The sequence below is a fragment of the Pseudomonas sp. SMV71 genome (genome assembly GCF_052042015.1).
Classification (GTDB): domain Bacteria; phylum Pseudomonadota; class Gammaproteobacteria; order Pseudomonadales; family Pseudomonadaceae; genus Aquipseudomonas.
Genome location: NZ_JBKGGU010000034.1, coordinates 1 through 14265 on the forward strand (window position 1 = coordinate 1; position 14265 = coordinate 14265).

A 14265-nucleotide genomic window follows, 5' to 3' on the forward strand; every position below is an offset into this window, starting at 1 on the left:
AGGGTGTGGGCTTGTTCCACTAGACTGATCCAGGCACAGAAAGCCCCGGTCATGCCCGCAACGGGCCGCTTAGGGATATCAACCATGCAATGGATCTTGACGCTGTTGGGCCTGGCTCTCGGCTGGGTGGTGGATGAGTCGCCCGCCGATGCGCTGATAGGCGCATTGGTGGGGCTTGGCATTGCCCAGGTGTTTCGCATCAGGTACCTGGGATCCGAGGCCGCCAGGCAGCAGGTTTTGCTGCAAGCGGCCCAGCAAGAGCTGGTCACGCTGGAGGCGCGTCTGGCGGTGCTGGAACGTGGCACGCTGTACGCTCCCCATGAGCCAGCACCGGCGCCCCAGGCCGCTGCGTCCCAGGCCCACGAACCTACCGTGCGCACCGAACCCGAACCCGAGCCGGAACCGGAATTGGTCTGGGAACTGCCGCCGGACCTCGGTCCGATCCCGGCAAGGGCCACGCACGCCAGCCAGCCGTTGCCCGACGACGTCTGGACCCCGGCGCCCGCCGCCTCCAGGCGCGAGTCCCGTAATTTCGACCCGGTAGAGCCCATTGCGCAACCGGCTGTGCCGCGAGGTCCGAATGTGATCGAGCGCGCCTTGGCCGGTGCGCGCAACTGGTTGTTCGGCGGCAACACGGTGCTGCGGGTCGGGGTCGTGCTGTTGTTTCTCGGCCTGGCGTTCCTGCTGCGCTACGCCACCGAAGGCATGGTGGTGCCGATAGAGCTGCGCTACGCCGGCGTCGCGGCCAGCGCGTTGGGGCTGCTGGGCCTGGGCTGGTGGCTGCGTCAGCGCAACAGCAACTATGCGTTGATGCTCCAGGGCACCGGGATCGCGGTGCTGTACCTGACGGTCTTCGCCGCCATGCGCCTGCATCCTCTGCTCGATTCCAAGGCGGCCCTGGGCTTGCTGGTGGCGGTCACGGTGTTTTCGGCGATCCTGGCGGTGGCCCAGAACGCCCTGGGTCTGGCGGCCGCGGCGGCGTTGGGCGGATTTGCCGCGCCGATCCTGACGTCCACCGGCAGCGGCAATCATGTGGCGCTGTTCAGCTATTTCATCCTGCTCAATGCCGGCATTCTTGTGATTGCCTGGTTCAAGGCCTGGCGCCTGCTGAACCTGATCGGCTTCGTCGGCACGTTCGGTATCGGCATCGCCTGGGGCCTGCGGTCGTATTCGCCGCAGCTGTTCTTCAGCACCGAGCCGTTCCTGATCGTGTTCTTCCTGATGTACCTGGCGATCGGCTTGCTGTTCACCCGGCGCAAACTGCTGGAAATGAGCGACGCCCCAGAGGATGACAGCCGCGAAGCCTTGCTGCGCTGGTCAGCGAGCAAAGGCGATTATGTCGACGGCACGATGCTGTTCGGTCCCCCGTTGGTGGCCTTCGGCTTGCAGCTCACGCTGGTGATGTTCCTCGATCTTGCCGCAGCGTTCAGCGCGCTGGTCCTAGGCATGATCTACATCGGCCTGGCCCGCGTACTGAAAGGTGGACGCGCCTTGCTGCTGGCCGAAACCTGCCTGGCGCTGGGGGTGATTTTTACCAGCCTGGCGATTCCCCTGGGGCTCGACGCCCGTTGGACCGCAGCAGCATGGGCGGTGGAAGGCGCGGGGATTTTCTGGCTGGGCCTGCGTCAGCAACGCCCCCTGGCCCGTGCGTTTGCCTTGCTGCTGCAACTGGGAGCGGCATGGGCTTTCTTCAGCGAACTGACAGCCGGCGAAAGCAGCCTGCTCCAAGGCTCTCCTTTGGGCGCGTTGATGCTCGGCGGCGCGTTGCTGTTCAGCTTCTATCAACTGCGCAAGGCTGCCCCCGAGCACACCATCAGTTGGGAGCGGCAGGTGCGACCGGTGTTGGCGGTGTCGGGGTTGGCTTCGCTCTATCTATTGGCTCCGCTGTTTTTCCTGACCCACGGCACGGCCATCGCCTGGGCGCTGGCCGGCCTGGCGACGCTGTTCGTGGGCCTGCGCCTGCAATCGCGCAGCTTCCTGTTCACTGCGTTTGCCATCCAACTGTTGGGCGGAGCGCTGTTCCTGTTGCGCCTGCGGGGGGCGCAAGGCGATTCAGCGGCGGTGCTCAATGCTGGCTGGAGCGGTTTGTTCAGCGCTTCGTTGATCGGCCTGGCGCTGATCGGCGGCATGTTGCTGGCGGCCCGCGATGAAATGGTGCGAAGCGACGTCCGCTTGTTGCGCGGCTTGTCGGTGGTGCTGCTGGCAGGATTGGTGCTGATCAACCTCGCCGTGCTGTTCGTCCTGCCTTGGCAGACCGCCAGTGGCGTGTGGGCCGCCAGCGGCCTGTTGATCATCTGGCTGAGCCTGTACCTGAAGCAGCGGGTGAGCTTTGTGTTCGGGCTGTTGCTGCAATTGCTCGGCGGTGCGGCGTTCCTGGTGGCGGGCCCCGCCTTGTTGGGGCCGCTCGATACCGAGGGTCTGCGGCCTCTGGCCCACAGCGGGTTCTGGACGCCATTGGTGCTGGGGTTGGCGGCGCTGGTGGGTGCATGGCGCTTGCAGCGCGGGCATTCGGCGGCGCAATTCGAGGCCTTGAGCTTGCGCCGTTTGTCCGAGTTGCTGCTGGTCTGGGGTGCCGGTTGGTGGGCGTTGGCGTGGGTCAGCGAAGTGCTGCGCTTTGCCCCGATGAACCTGCAAGGCAGCCTGTTGCTGTTGGTCGCGGCGCTCAGCGTGGCGGTGTGGACCGTGCTGGCGCAGCGTCTGAAGTGGCCGGCCCTGGGGCTGCTGTGTACGTTGCTGATACCTGCGGCGGGCTGTGTGCTGGTCGCATCCTGGCACAACCGTTATCACCCGGCTGCGGACTTTGGCTGGCTCGCCTGGCTGGCTGTGTCTGGCGTGCATTTCCTTTCCCTCAAGCGTCTGGCGTCGAGCTTGCCGGCCCAGGCACGCAGCACGGCTCATGTGCTCGGCTGCTGGTTGTTGATCGGCGTGCTGGCGCTGGAGCTGCGTTATGGCCTGCTGCTGTTGTCAGAGCAATACAACGCCTGGCGCTGGCTGGGTTGGGCGATCCTGCCGAGCCTGTACCTGGTACTGATGGCCGCGCCACGCGCCTGGCCATGGCCGGTGTCGGCCCAGCCGCGCGAATATCGCGTCTACGCGGCGGCACCCCTGGCGCTGTTGATGCTCGGTTGGTTCTGGCTGGCCAATACGTTTAGTGACGGTGGCGCCGACCCGTTGCCTTACGTGCCGTTGCTCAATCCGCTGGAACTAGGCTTGCTGTTTGCCTTGTTCGGCGTGTACGTGTGGGCGCGCAGTGCGCTGGCACAATTGGCGATCCGTTGGGCCCATGCCGAGCACGTCGCCCAATTGATCGCCGGTGTGTCGTTGTTCGCGTTCTTTACCGCGCTGGTGATGCGCAGCGCTCACCATTGGATTGGCGTACCGTTCGAGCTCGACGCACTGCTCGAATCGATGTTCGTGCAGGCCGGGCTGTCCATCATTTGGACCCTGATCGCTCTGGGCCTGATGATCGGTGGGCATTTGCGCCACCGCCGTGAGGTGTGGCTGATCGGTGCGGCGTTGATCGCCGTGGTGGTCGCCAAGTTGTTCTTTGTCGAATTGAGTAACCGTGGCGGTCTGGCGCGGATCGTGTCGTTCATCGGCGTCGGCGTGCTGTTGCTGGTGGTGGGCTACTTCGCACCGCTGCCGCCAAAACGTCCGGAAACGGTCCCGCCGACGGAACCGCCAATGCCTGTCAATGAGGGAGTGTCATCTTGAGTCGCACGTTGAGTCGGATCGGCCTGGGGATGGTCGGATTGTGGGTGGCCTTGTCGGCTTCGGCCCAGGAGCAACCGGCGGATTTCGCCCACCAGGTGCCGTTGGCCTTGAACGGCGAGGGGCCGTGGTATCGCCTGCCGCTGCCGCTGGACGTTCAACTGCAGGCGCAACAGACCGATCTGAGCGACCTTCGGGTCTTCAACGCGGCCGGGCAGGCCCAGGCCTATGCATTGGTCAAGGAGTCGGTGCAGAGTCGGGAAAACCGCACCCTCACCGACGTCAAGTGGTTTCCGCTGTACAACGCCGCCGATGACAACGAGCGCGCGCCCAGTGTGCGGGTGCAATCGAATGCCAACGGGACCCTGGTGGAAGTCCAGCCGTCCAGCCGGCTCGAGGCCGGAGAAGAGGAGCTGCGTGGCTGGCTGCTCGACGCCAGCGCGCTCAAGGCGCCGTTGCAGCAGCTGGTGCTTGACTGGACCAGCGAGCGCGACGGTTTCCAGCGCTTCACCATCGAGGCCAGTGATGACCTGCAACACTGGCAATCCTGGGGCGAGGGTCAGGTGGCGCGATTGACCTTCGCCGATGAGCGGGTCGAGCAGCATGAAGTGAGCCTGCCGGGGCAATCGGCGCGCTATCTGCGCTTGCTCTGGGACTCGCCGTCCTCCGCGCCGGTGCTGACTTCGGCGCAGCTGCAAAGCGCCAGCTACGAGAGCCTGCCGTTACCGTTGGTCTGGTCGCAGCCTCTGGCCGGCACCACCAGCAAGGCCGGCGAGTACACCTGGCAGTTGCCCAAGGGGCTGAACGTCGAGCAGGTGCGGGTCGAGCTCAGCCAGGCCAACAGCCTGGCGCCGGTGACGTTGGCCGGACGCCGTGAAAGCAGCCTTCCATGGCAGCCCATGGGCAGCGGCTTGCTCTATCGCCTGACCCAGAATGGCCAGGATGTGCTGCAAGATCATTTGCAATTGTCCGGTCAGACCGTGCAGCAGTTGAAGCTGACGGTGGACGAGCGGGGCGGCGGTCTCGGCACCGAGGCGCCGGCCCTGCGCTTTGCCGTGCGGCCGACCCAGGTGGTGTTTCTGGCGCGCGGCGACGGTCCGTACAGCCTGGCGTTGGGCAACGCGACGGTGAAGGCCGCGAGCCTGCCGCTGACGACGCTGGTGCCCGATTACCGTCCATCGCGGTTGGCGACTTTGGGGACGGCGACGGTGAATGGCACGACCACCGCCACACCGACTGCCGTAACCGTGACCGCGCCGGCTACGGTCGATACCAACTGGAAGAAGATTGGCTTGTGGGCGGTGTTGCTGCTCGGCGTGCTGTTCCTTGCTGCGATGGCGTTCAGTCTGCTGCGCAAGCCCCCAGTCAAATCCTGATGGCGGGTGCTTCGCACCCGATCGCGAGCAGGCTCGCTCCCACATTCAATTGCGCTTGTTCTGACAGAACTCGTTCAAATGTGGGAGCGAGCCTGCTCGCGATGGCGCCACCCCGTGAACTCAATGCCTCTTATCCCGTCTCATAGGAGGAATTAAGTCCCGACTCGCGCTAAACTGCGCTGGTTTTTCCGCCCCCTATTCTTCGGAGCCGTCCATGTCCCGCGTTACCTTGAGTCGCTATTTGATTGAGCAGACCCGCAGCAACAATACCCCTGCCGATCTGCGCTTTTTGATCGAAGTGGTGGCGCGTGCGTGCAAAGAGATCAGCCACGCCGTTTCCAAAGGCGCGTTGGGGGGAGTCCTGGGCAGCATGGGCACCGAGAACGTGCAGGGTGAGGTGCAGAAGAAGCTCGACGTACTCTCCAACGAGATCCTGCTCGAAGCCAACGAATGGGGCGGTCACCTGGCCGGCATGGCGTCCGAGGAAATGGACAATGCCTACCAGATCCCGGGCAAATACCCCAAGGGTGCCTACCTGTTGGTTTTCGACCCACTGGACGGTTCGTCGAACATCGACATCAACGCCCCGGTCGGTACCATCTTCTCCGTGCTGCGTTGCCCGAATGAATACCTGAGCCAGAACGAAGCCCTGAACGAGAAGGCCTTCCTGCAACCAGGTACCCAGCAAGTTGCCGCCGGCTATGCCATCTATGGTCCGCAGACCATGCTGGTGCTGACCCTGGGCGATGGCGTCAAAGGCTTCACCCTGGACCGTGAAATGGGCAGCTTCGTGCTGACCCACGAGGACATCACGATTCCTGAAAGTACCCAGGAATTCGCCATCAACATGTCCAACCAGCGTCACTGGGAAGCCCCGGTGCAACGCTATGTCAGCGAATTGCTGGCAGGCGAAGAAGGCCCGCTGAAAAAGAACTACAACATGCGCTGGGTCGCCGCGATGGTCGCCGACGTGCACCGTATCCTGACCCGTGGCGGTCTGTTCATGTATCCGCGTGACAGCCGCGAGCCGAGCAAGCCCGGCAAGCTGCGCCTGATGTACGAAGCCAACCCGATGTCGTTTCTGGTGGAGCAGGCCGGCGGTGCGTCCACCGACGGTCACCAGCGCATCCTCGACATCCAGCCCGAAGGCCTGCATCAGCGTGTGGCGGTGTTCCTCGGTTCGAAGGAAGAAGTCGCCCGCGCCACCGCCTACCACAAGGAGTAAATCATGGCCGAGCCTTGGCAGCCGTTGCTCGATTGGTGGTTCGGTTCAGCCGAGGCACCGGACGATATAGCGGCTGAAAAAGGCAAGCTGTGGTTCGGCAAGCGTCATGATCGCCAGGCGCGCGAGCGCTTTGGCGATCAGGTCGAACAGGCATTGGCCGGCGGATTGATCGACTGGGCGCAACGCCCGGAAGGTTGGCTGGCCCTGGTGCTGTTGCTCGACCAGTTGCCGCGGATGATCTTTCGCGATACCCCCAAGGCTTTCTCCGGCGACCTGCGCGCCCAAGCGCTGGTGGCCCAAGGCATGGCGGCGGGGTTCGACCGGCAACTCAAGCCCATCCGACGGGTGTTCATCTACCTGGTGCTCGAGCACTGCGAAAACCTGGCCGTGCAGAACGAGGCTGTGTCGCGGTTTATCGACCTGGTTCGCGAGCAGCCGGAAGTGGCTGTATTTGAAGACAATCTCGACTATGCCGAACGGCATCAGAAGATCATTGCGCGTTTTGGACGGTTTCCCCATCGCAATGAGGTGTTGGGAAGGGAGTCTACGGCTGAGGAAGTGGAGTTCTTGAACAGGCCTGGGTCGCGCTTTTAGTGACGGCTTATGGATTGCCTCGAAGCAACCGTTTCATAAGCAGCGCGGGTAGGCTTTTGCGGCTATCGGCAATGATGTGGATATAGATCGTTTGGCCTCGCACTTCATAAATGATCCTGTTCATTCCTGACAGGACCTGCCGATACTGACCAAGATTCAGCTTCTCTATTTCGTCCGGGATCGACCCCGCATAAGGGAATGTTGCCAAATGACGAATCGCAGTCTTAAGACTGGCATGGGTGCTTTGCCATGCTTGAACAGAAAACCGTTCGGTCAGATAAACGCGCAGTTCTTTGAGATCGGTCTCAGCCGATTGGAGGATTACGATCTTTAAACTCATCGTTCGTCGGCCGCGTCCAATTCAGCGAAGACATCCTCGACATCCCGATACTTACCTTCCTCGATTTCCTTATTACCCATAGCCAACAGCTTTAATAGCGCCATGGTGTCTTCTTGCTCTTCGAAGCTTTTCACATCCATGACCACGAGCTTGGCTTCACCGTTTTGGGTGATGATCAAGGGCTCCCGGGTTTCTGTGATGGTCTTGACGATGTCGGCAGTATGGCTTTTCAAATAGCTGATGGGTTTGATTTGGGATGACAGCTTCATGATGGGAACCTCTCAAAACTGAGTGAACTGATTTTAGTCCTAATTCAGTCCTGCGTCAGGTTGTGCCGACCAATGTTCTACTGCTCGATGCCGCCATCGTCGGATCGCCGCCCGGAGCAGGCTCGCTCCCACAGTTGGTTGGGTTTTCCCTGACGGAACAGGGTCAACTGTGGGAGCGAGCCTGCTCGCGATGAGGCCAGTGAAGACGCGCTAGATCCGGAAACTCCCCACCAACTGCTTCAACCGCGCCGCCTGCTGCTCCAGATCGGAACAGGCGCGCAAAGTCGCTTGCAGGTTTTCCACACCTTCCTGGTTCAGCGTATTGATCTCGCTGATGTCGACGTTGATCGACTCCACCACGGCGGTCTGTTCTTCGGTGGCGGTGGCCACCGACTGATTCATGCCGTCGATTTCGCCGATGCGCTGGGTCACGCTGCTCAGGCGCTCGCCGGCCTGGTTGGCGATGCTGACGCTGCCTTCGCTCTGGCGCTGGCTGTCGGTCATGGTCAATACCGCTTCGCGTGCGCCGACTTGTAGCTCTTCGATCATTTTCTGCACTTGCTGCGCCGAGTCCTGGGTGCGGTGGGCGAGGTTGCGCACTTCATCGGCCACCACCGCGAAACCGCGTCCGGCCTCGCCGGCACGGGCCGCTTCGATGGCTGCGTTCAAGGCGAGCAGGTTGGTCTGCTGGGAAATGCTGGTAATCACCTCCAGGATCTGGCCGATGTTCACCGTGTTGCTGTTCAGGGTCTCGATGTTGCCGCACGAATCGCTGATCTTCGCCGAGAGTTGCTGCATGGCGGTGATGGTTTTATCCACCACTTGCTGACCGTCTTCGGCGAGGCTGCGGGCATCGCTGGAGTGCTGCGAGGCGAGGGCGGCGTTCTGGGCGATTTCCTGGGCGGCGGCGCCGAGTTGGTTGATGGCCGCGGCCACGCTGCTGGTGCGCGAGGCCTGCTGGTCGGAGTTGAACATCGACGAGTTGGAGGCACTGACCACGCGCAGGGCCACTTCGTTGACCTGGCCGGTGGCCGATGCCACTTCGCGGATCGAGGTGTGAATGCGTTCGACGAAGCGGTTGAACGAGGTACCCAGTGCGCCGAATTCATCATGGCCGTGGATGGTCAGGCGTCGGGTCAGGTCGCCTTCGCCTTCGGCAATATCGTGCATGGCGCGACCCATGGTCAGCAGCGGCTGCATCAGCACGCGGATCAGCATACCCAGCAGGGCGATGATGAAGACCACGGCGATGGCCATGGCGATCAGCGCTGAAGTACGGAACTCACTGAGCATCGCCAGCGCGGTGTCCTTGTCGAGCACCAGCGCCACGTACCAGTCGGCACCCGGCACGCCGCTGACACGGGTAAAGGAAATGAACTGGGTCTTGCCGTCGAGTTCGACTTCCTTCATGCCCGGGCTGACCTGCAGTGCGCCGTTGGGGTAGGCCTCGGCCAGGGTCTTGAGCACGCGCTTGCTGTCGGGGTGGATCAGAATCTTGCCGTCGGCGCTGACAATGAACGCATGGCCATGGCCGCCGAAATTCAGCGAGTTGATGATCGCGCTGACGCTGGACAGGTCGATGTCAGCACCGGCCACGCCGATCATCTGGTTCTGGCGCAGTACCGGGGTGGCCACGGTGATCACCAGCTTGCCCGACGAGGCGGCAATGTAGGGCTCGGTGACAATGGTCTGTTGGGCACTGTTGGCGGCCTTGTACCAGCCACGGGCACGAGGGTCATAGTCGGCGGCGCGGTTGCCCGCCGGCACCGAGAACATCACGCCGTCGGTGCCGCCGAAGTAGCTCAATTGGAAATTGCCGGTGTACGCCGGCAGGCCTACGGCGCGCTTGAGGCTGTCGGCACTGCTGCCGTCCACGGCGATTTGCTGGGCCAGCGATTGCAGCAGTTGGACGCGGCCTTCGACCCAGGTCTGGATATTCCGACTGGTCAGACTGCCGAGTTCCTGCATTGAGTTCTCAGTGCTGCTGTGCAGGCTTTGACGCTGACGATAGTCGTTGAACAGGATGAAACAGGCGAACGCAACGGCTACCACGAGGGCGGCAGCCAGCAGGATTTTGTGGCTGAACTTCATGTTTCTGGTCATTAAGAACGCTACCGCAGAGGTGCTGGTCAGGAAGGTGGGCAATGTGCCATAACGCAGGATTTCGCGCTGTTCTTTTTATCGGCCTGGCAGCGTAAGGGATCAGCTATCGGCTTGCCAAACCCGACGAAATGCAGGGTAGCGCCACAAACTGCTTGATTTACCGACGAAATGCCGCCCAAGGAACCAATAAATACCGCAGGTGTCGGGGAACCAGATAGGGGTTTTCACTTCTAAGCTTCTGGTTGGCGCCCTGCCATCCCCCCTTCCGCTCCAGGAGTTACACGATGTCCCTGCGTTCCATTGCGTTGTTGTTTGTATGCGTCGTGCTGACCGCATGCAGCAAGGTCAATCAGGAAAATTATTCGAAGCTGTCGGCTGGCATGCCCAAGTCCGAAGTCGAATCATTGCTGGGCAAACCGACTGATTGTTCGGGCGCGCTCGGCATGTCCAGTTGCACCTGGGGCGACCAGAAAAGCTTTATCAGCGTGCAGTACGCCGGTGACAAAGTGTTGATGTTTTCCGGCCAAGGCCTGAAGTAAACCGAGGCTACGGGCCTGCGGGAGAAAAATAATGAAGCGGTTATTGTTAGTGCTTTTGGCTGGCCTGGTTTTGGCCGGCTGCGCCACTTCTGGCGAAGACCCGTTGGCGCCCAAGACCGTCAACCACGTCAATTTGAAGCGTTACCAAGGGACCTGGTACGAGTTGGCCCGCCTGCCAATGTATTTCCAGCGCAACTGCGCGCAATCCGAAGCCCACTACACCCTCAAGCCTGACGGCAACATGGGTGTGCTCAACCGCTGCCTGACCTCGGACTGGCAGTGGGAAGAGGCCAGGGGCACCGCCACCCCGCAGGTGCCGGGCAAGACCGACAAGCTCTGGGTCAGGTTCGACAACTGGTTCTCGCGGATCGTGCCGGGCGTGGCGAAAGGGCAGTACTGGGTGTTGTACGTCAGCGATGACTACAAGACCGCCATCGTCGGCGACCCGAGCCGCCGCTACATGTGGTTGCTGTCCCGCACGCCGACCGTCAACAGCGTCGTTCGCGAAGAATTGCTGAGCAAGGCGCGTCAGCAGGGCTATGACACCAGCCGGTTGATCTGGCGTGCGTCTGATCGGCAAATGGCCAAGACGTCGGATTGACCGGAATAAAACCTGTGGGAGCGAGCCTGCTCGCGATGACGGCATTCCAGTCAACATCTGTGTTGAATGTTAAGCCGCCATCACGAGCAGGCTCGCTCCCACATGGATAACTGGATTAGCCCAGAAGTTCGCGTAGCACCTGGGTAAACGCCCGGGCACTCTGCTCTTCCCCGGCATGACGCCCGTCGCGCACGACCCACTGCCCGCCGACCATCACATCGCGCACCTGGCGATCCCCACCGGCGAACAGCCAACGATTGAGAATCCCGTCGCCCTGGGCCGTGGCGAGGTACGGGTCGTTGCCGTCGAGCACCAGCCAGTCGGCGCGTTTGCCGATTTCCAGGGCACCGATGGGTTGTCCCAGAGCCTGGGCGCCGCCTTCGAGCGCGGCATCGAACAGTGTACGCCCGACCATCGGTTGATCCGCCCGGTACAACCGGTTGCGTCGCTGGTCGCGTAGACGCTGGCCGTATTCCAGCCAGCGCAATTCCTCCACCACACTCAACGACACATGGCTGTCGGAGCCGATGCCCAAGCGTCCGCCTTGGGCGAGGAAATCCACGGCCGGGAAAATCCCGTCGCCCAGGTTGGCTTCGGTGGTCAGGCACAAACCGGCAATCGCCCGGCTTCTGGCCATGAGGCTGACTTCGTCGGCATTGGCGTGGGTGGCATGGACCAGGCACCAGCGCTGGTCCACATCAGTGTTGTCGTACAGCCATTGCAACGGACGGGCGCCACTCCAGCTCAGGCAGTCGTCGACTTCCTTCTGCTGCTCGGCAATGTGGATATGCACTGGGCAATCGCGGTCGCTGGCGGCCAGCACCTCATCGATTTGCCCAGGCGTGACGGCGCGCAGGGAATGGAAACACAGGCCCAGCGCTTGCGCAGGTTGTGCGGCCAGGATCGGCTGCAACCGCGACTGAAGCTTCAGATAGTTCTCGGTGCTGTTGATGAAGCGACGCTGCCCGTCGCTGGGCGCCTGGCCGCCAAACCCGGAGTGACTGTAGAGCACTGGCAGCAGCGTCAGGCCGATGCCGGCCGCGCTGGCGGCCTGGCTGATGCGCAGCGCCAGCTCCGCTGGATCGGCATAGGGCGAGCCGTCGGTGTCATGGTGCACGTAGTGGAATTCGGCGACCGAGGTGTAGCCGGCCTTGAGCATTTCGATGTACAGCTGCCGGGCAATGATGCCGAGCTGGTCCGGGCTGATTTTTCCGACGAGGCGGTACATCAGGTCGCGCCACGTCCAGAAACTGTCATTGGGATTGCCCGCCACTTCTGCCAGCCCGGCCATGGCCCGCTGGAACGCGTGGGAGTGCAGGTTCGGCATGCCTGGCAACAGCGGACCACCCAGCCGTTCGGCGCCGTCTGCATGGGAATCGGCCTGGATACTGGTCAGAACGCCTGCGGCGTCGACTTCGAGACGTACATCTTTGGCCCATCCGTCAGGCAGCAGCGCGCGTTCGGCAAAGAAGGCGGACATGGTTCAACCTCATCGTGCGTAATTTGTATATACATATACAGACGTTTGCCTGCCCGGTAAACTCCGGCAAGCTAATGTCCTGTTTCACAAATACGTTCTTTTTTGATGTGTGGCTCTTGTCGTCAGGCAAGGCGCCGCGACGAGTCATAGCAGGCTATGACGAGGAGGGGCAACGCAGGATGACGGCAAGAGACGCCGTCAAAAAGGAACAGTATTTGTGATACAGGACATTCGTAACCTTCATAAGCAGAACAGGGAACCGCCGTGCCGACTCCGCCTGCCAAACCGCCGCTGGCCGCAAACCTGGGTGACAGTCCGGCACCCTTGTACGCCCGCGTCAAACAGATGATCACCCAGCAGATCGACAGTGGAAACTGGCCGCCGCATTACCGCGTGCCGTCGGAAAGCGAACTGGTCAGCCAACTGGGCTTCAGCCGCATGACCATCAACCGTGCCCTGCGGGAAATGACCGCCGATGGCCTGTTGGTACGCATGCAGGGTGTCGGTACGTTCGTCGCCGAACCCAAGAGCCAGTCCGCATTGTTCGAGGTGCATAACATCGCCGATGAGATCGCCTCCCGTGGTCACCGCCACACGTGCAAGGTCATCACCCTGGAAGAAGAGGCCGCCGGTTCCGAACGGGCCCTGGCCCTGGACATGCGCGAAGGACAGAAGGTCTTTCACTCGCTGATCGTGCATTTTGAGAACGATATTCCCGTGCAGATCGAGGACCGTTTCGTCAATGCGCTGGTGGCGCCCGAGTACCTCAAGCAGGACTTCACCCTGCAAACGCCCTACGCCTATCTGAACCAGGTCGCGCCGCTGACCGAAGGTGAGCACGTGGTTGAAGCGATCCTGGCCGAGCCGAGCGAATGCAAGCTGCTGCAGATCGAAAGAGGCGAACCGTGCCTGTTGATCCGCCGTCGGACCTGGTCCGGGCGTCAGCCAGTGACCGCCGCCCGCCTGATCCACCCCGGTTCCCGTCATAGCCTCGAAGGTCGGTTTCATAAATGATCAGTCAGATGAAGGTCCTGCGAGCCGCTGATTACCCACGCATGCCCTGGAAAAATGGTGGCGGCAGCACCGAGGAAATCACCCGCGATGCCGGCACCGGCCTGGAAGGTTTCGGCTGGCGCCTGTCGATCGCCGATATCGGTGAGTCCGGCGGTTTCTCCACCTTCGCCGGTTACGAGCGGGTCATCAGCGTGTTGCAGGGCGATGGCATGACGCTCAATGTCGATGGCCGGAGCACCCGGGCGCTGCATCCGCTGGACGCCTTTGCATTCAGTGGCGAGAGCCATGTGCATTGCACCTTGCTGGGCGGGCCGATTCGCGACTTCAACCTGATCTATGCACCGCAGCGTTACCGTGCGCGGGTGCAGTGGATGAAGGATGAGCAGCGGTTTTTCAGCGAGGCGGGGACGCTGCTGGTGTTCAGCGCGGCTGCATCGCTGCACGTCAAGGTCGGCGAGCCTGAGGCGGAACTGGGCCTCTACGACTGTCTGCAATTGAGCGGTAACGCCGGGTTGCTGGAAATTTCCACGAATGGCCAGTGCTGTGTGATCGAATTGATTGCCCACTGATACCCGCTAAATAGCTTTTTGTGGCGAGGGAGCTTGCTCCCGCTGGGGTGCGGAGCAGCCCTGGGTTTTTTGCGACTGCTGCGCAGTCGAGCGGGAGCAAGCTCCCTCGCCACAAAAGCTCCTCCGCTGTTTCCTGTGCGCACCAACTTGTTACCGAATGCCCCAGCGTAGCGCAATGCCACGCTTTTGCGGCGTTCACTTCTCCTACTGAAAGCCCCCTCCCGAAATTTTCATCCGGCTCGGCAAGCCATGCGCCACGGGCCTCGCAGCCATTTCTCAAGTCATCCTCCAGAAGCGCCTCAAAAAAGTTGGCCGCTTGATTGCATATGCTTGTACATACAAGTAAAGACGTATGCGTATGAGTCACCGATGCTCAACGCTACGTTCGCTGAATCACTGCCCATTGCCCGGGCTGGTCTGGATTGATCGCTGAGGAGTTTTTGC

General features: G+C 61.8%; 12 protein-coding genes. 8 read left to right on the forward strand and 4 right to left on the reverse strand.

Features of this window, described 5'->3' with window-relative positions; genetic code table 11:
* Positions 1-84 precede the first annotated feature (84 nt).
* From ACLEJQ_RS24675 to ACLEJQ_RS24690, 4 genes are all read left to right on the forward strand, one after another.
* Positions 85-3714, forward strand: a complete 3630-nt coding sequence (locus ACLEJQ_RS24675) for a DUF2339 domain-containing protein (RefSeq protein ID WP_440799366.1) — start codon at positions 85-87, stop codon at positions 3712-3714.
* Positions 3715-3743: 29 nt separating this feature from the next.
* A complete protein-coding gene (locus ACLEJQ_RS24680) occupies positions 3744-5087 on the forward strand; it encodes a DUF3999 domain-containing protein (RefSeq protein ID WP_440799430.1) in 1344 nt (447 codons plus the stop codon).
* A 214-nt stretch (positions 5088-5301) separates the two neighbouring features.
* Positions 5302-6312 carry a class 1 fructose-bisphosphatase gene (locus ACLEJQ_RS24685; protein WP_440799369.1) on the forward strand — a complete coding sequence of 337 codons (1011 nt, stop codon included), beginning with the start codon at positions 5302-5304 and terminating at the stop codon, positions 6310-6312.
* Between the two features lie 3 nt (positions 6313-6315).
* Positions 6316-6906, forward strand: coding sequence for a DUF924 family protein (locus ACLEJQ_RS24690; RefSeq protein WP_440799372.1), 591 nt, complete (start codon positions 6316-6318; stop codon positions 6904-6906).
* 7 nt (positions 6907-6913) lie between these two features.
* Here the strand turns inward: ACLEJQ_RS24690 and ACLEJQ_RS24695 are convergent, their stop codons facing one another.
* The 3 genes from ACLEJQ_RS24695 to ACLEJQ_RS24705 all read right to left on the reverse strand — a co-directional run bounded on the left by ACLEJQ_RS24695 (position 6914) and on the right by ACLEJQ_RS24705 (position 9618).
* On the reverse strand, positions 6914-7246 hold the full coding sequence (locus ACLEJQ_RS24695) for a type II toxin-antitoxin system RelE/ParE family toxin (protein WP_440799375.1): 333 nt from the start codon (positions 7244-7246) through the stop codon (positions 6914-6916).
* Complete coding sequence (locus ACLEJQ_RS24700; RefSeq protein WP_440799378.1) at positions 7243-7515, reverse strand: type II toxin-antitoxin system Phd/YefM family antitoxin; 273 nt, start codon at positions 7513-7515, stop codon at positions 7243-7245. The genes ACLEJQ_RS24695 and ACLEJQ_RS24700 overlap by 4 nt, the downstream gene beginning before the upstream one ends.
* A 210-nt stretch (positions 7516-7725) precedes the next feature.
* Entirely contained in the window at positions 7726-9618 is a 1893-nt protein-coding gene (locus ACLEJQ_RS24705) for a methyl-accepting chemotaxis protein (RefSeq protein WP_440799381.1), read from the reverse strand.
* A 284-nt stretch (positions 9619-9902) separates the two neighbouring features.
* On the opposite strand from ACLEJQ_RS24705, the gene ACLEJQ_RS24710 reads away from it, so the two are divergent.
* Both ACLEJQ_RS24710 and ACLEJQ_RS24715 read left to right on the forward strand, forming a co-directional pair.
* Positions 9903-10157 carry a hypothetical protein gene (locus ACLEJQ_RS24710; protein ID WP_058545945.1) on the forward strand — a complete coding sequence of 85 codons (255 nt, stop codon included), beginning with the start codon at positions 9903-9905 and terminating at the stop codon, positions 10155-10157.
* A 31-nt stretch (positions 10158-10188) separates the two neighbouring features.
* Complete coding sequence (locus ACLEJQ_RS24715; RefSeq protein ID WP_440799384.1) at positions 10189-10758, forward strand: lipocalin family protein; 570 nt, start codon at positions 10189-10191, stop codon at positions 10756-10758.
* Between the two features lie 115 nt (positions 10759-10873).
* Here ACLEJQ_RS24715 and ACLEJQ_RS24720 read toward each other — a convergent pair whose 3' ends face one another.
* Entirely contained in the window at positions 10874-12238 is a 1365-nt protein-coding gene (locus ACLEJQ_RS24720; protein ID WP_440799387.1) for a formimidoylglutamate deiminase, read from the reverse strand.
* Positions 12239-12502: 264 nt separating this feature from the next.
* Between ACLEJQ_RS24720 and hutC the strand changes: the two genes are divergently transcribed.
* Positions 12503-13252 (forward strand): histidine utilization repressor, encoded by a 750-nt coding sequence (gene hutC / locus ACLEJQ_RS24725; RefSeq protein WP_047699776.1) that lies wholly within the window; start codon positions 12503-12505, stop codon positions 13250-13252.
* Positions 13252-13821 (forward strand): HutD/Ves family protein, encoded by a 570-nt coding sequence (locus tag ACLEJQ_RS24730; protein WP_440799433.1) that lies wholly within the window; start codon positions 13252-13254, stop codon positions 13819-13821. Before hutC ends, ACLEJQ_RS24730 begins: the two co-directional genes overlap by 1 nt.
* The last annotated feature ends 444 nt before the right edge of the window (positions 13822-14265 follow it).

What these genes read in the sequence shown, in the direction of transcription:
- ACLEJQ_RS24675 (WP_440799366.1), top strand. Translation starts at nt 85, where the DNA reads ATGCAATGGATCTTGACGCTGTTGGGCCTGGCTCTCGGCTGGGTGGTG.
- ACLEJQ_RS24680 (WP_440799430.1), top strand. Translation starts at nt 3,744, where the DNA reads ATGGTCGGATTGTGGGTGGCCTTGTCGGCTTCGGCCCAGGAGCAACCG.
- ACLEJQ_RS24685 (WP_440799369.1), top strand. Translation starts at nt 5,302, where the DNA reads ATGTCCCGCGTTACCTTGAGTCGCTATTTGATTGAGCAGACCCGCAGC.
- ACLEJQ_RS24690 (WP_440799372.1), top strand. Translation starts at nt 6,316, where the DNA reads ATGGCCGAGCCTTGGCAGCCGTTGCTCGATTGGTGGTTCGGTTCAGCC.
- ACLEJQ_RS24695 (WP_440799375.1), bottom strand. Translation starts at nt 7,246, where the DNA reads ATGAGTTTAAAGATCGTAATCCTCCAATCGGCTGAGACCGATCTCAAA.
- ACLEJQ_RS24700 (WP_440799378.1), bottom strand. Translation starts at nt 7,515, where the DNA reads ATGAAGCTGTCATCCCAAATCAAACCCATCAGCTATTTGAAAAGCCAT.
- ACLEJQ_RS24705 (WP_440799381.1), bottom strand. Translation starts at nt 9,618, where the DNA reads ATGACCAGAAACATGAAGTTCAGCCACAAAATCCTGCTGGCTGCCGCC.
- ACLEJQ_RS24710 (WP_058545945.1), top strand. Translation starts at nt 9,903, where the DNA reads ATGTCCCTGCGTTCCATTGCGTTGTTGTTTGTATGCGTCGTGCTGACC.
- ACLEJQ_RS24715 (WP_440799384.1), top strand. Translation starts at nt 10,189, where the DNA reads ATGAAGCGGTTATTGTTAGTGCTTTTGGCTGGCCTGGTTTTGGCCGGC.
- ACLEJQ_RS24720 (WP_440799387.1), bottom strand. Translation starts at nt 12,238, where the DNA reads ATGTCCGCCTTCTTTGCCGAACGCGCGCTGCTGCCTGACGGATGGGCC.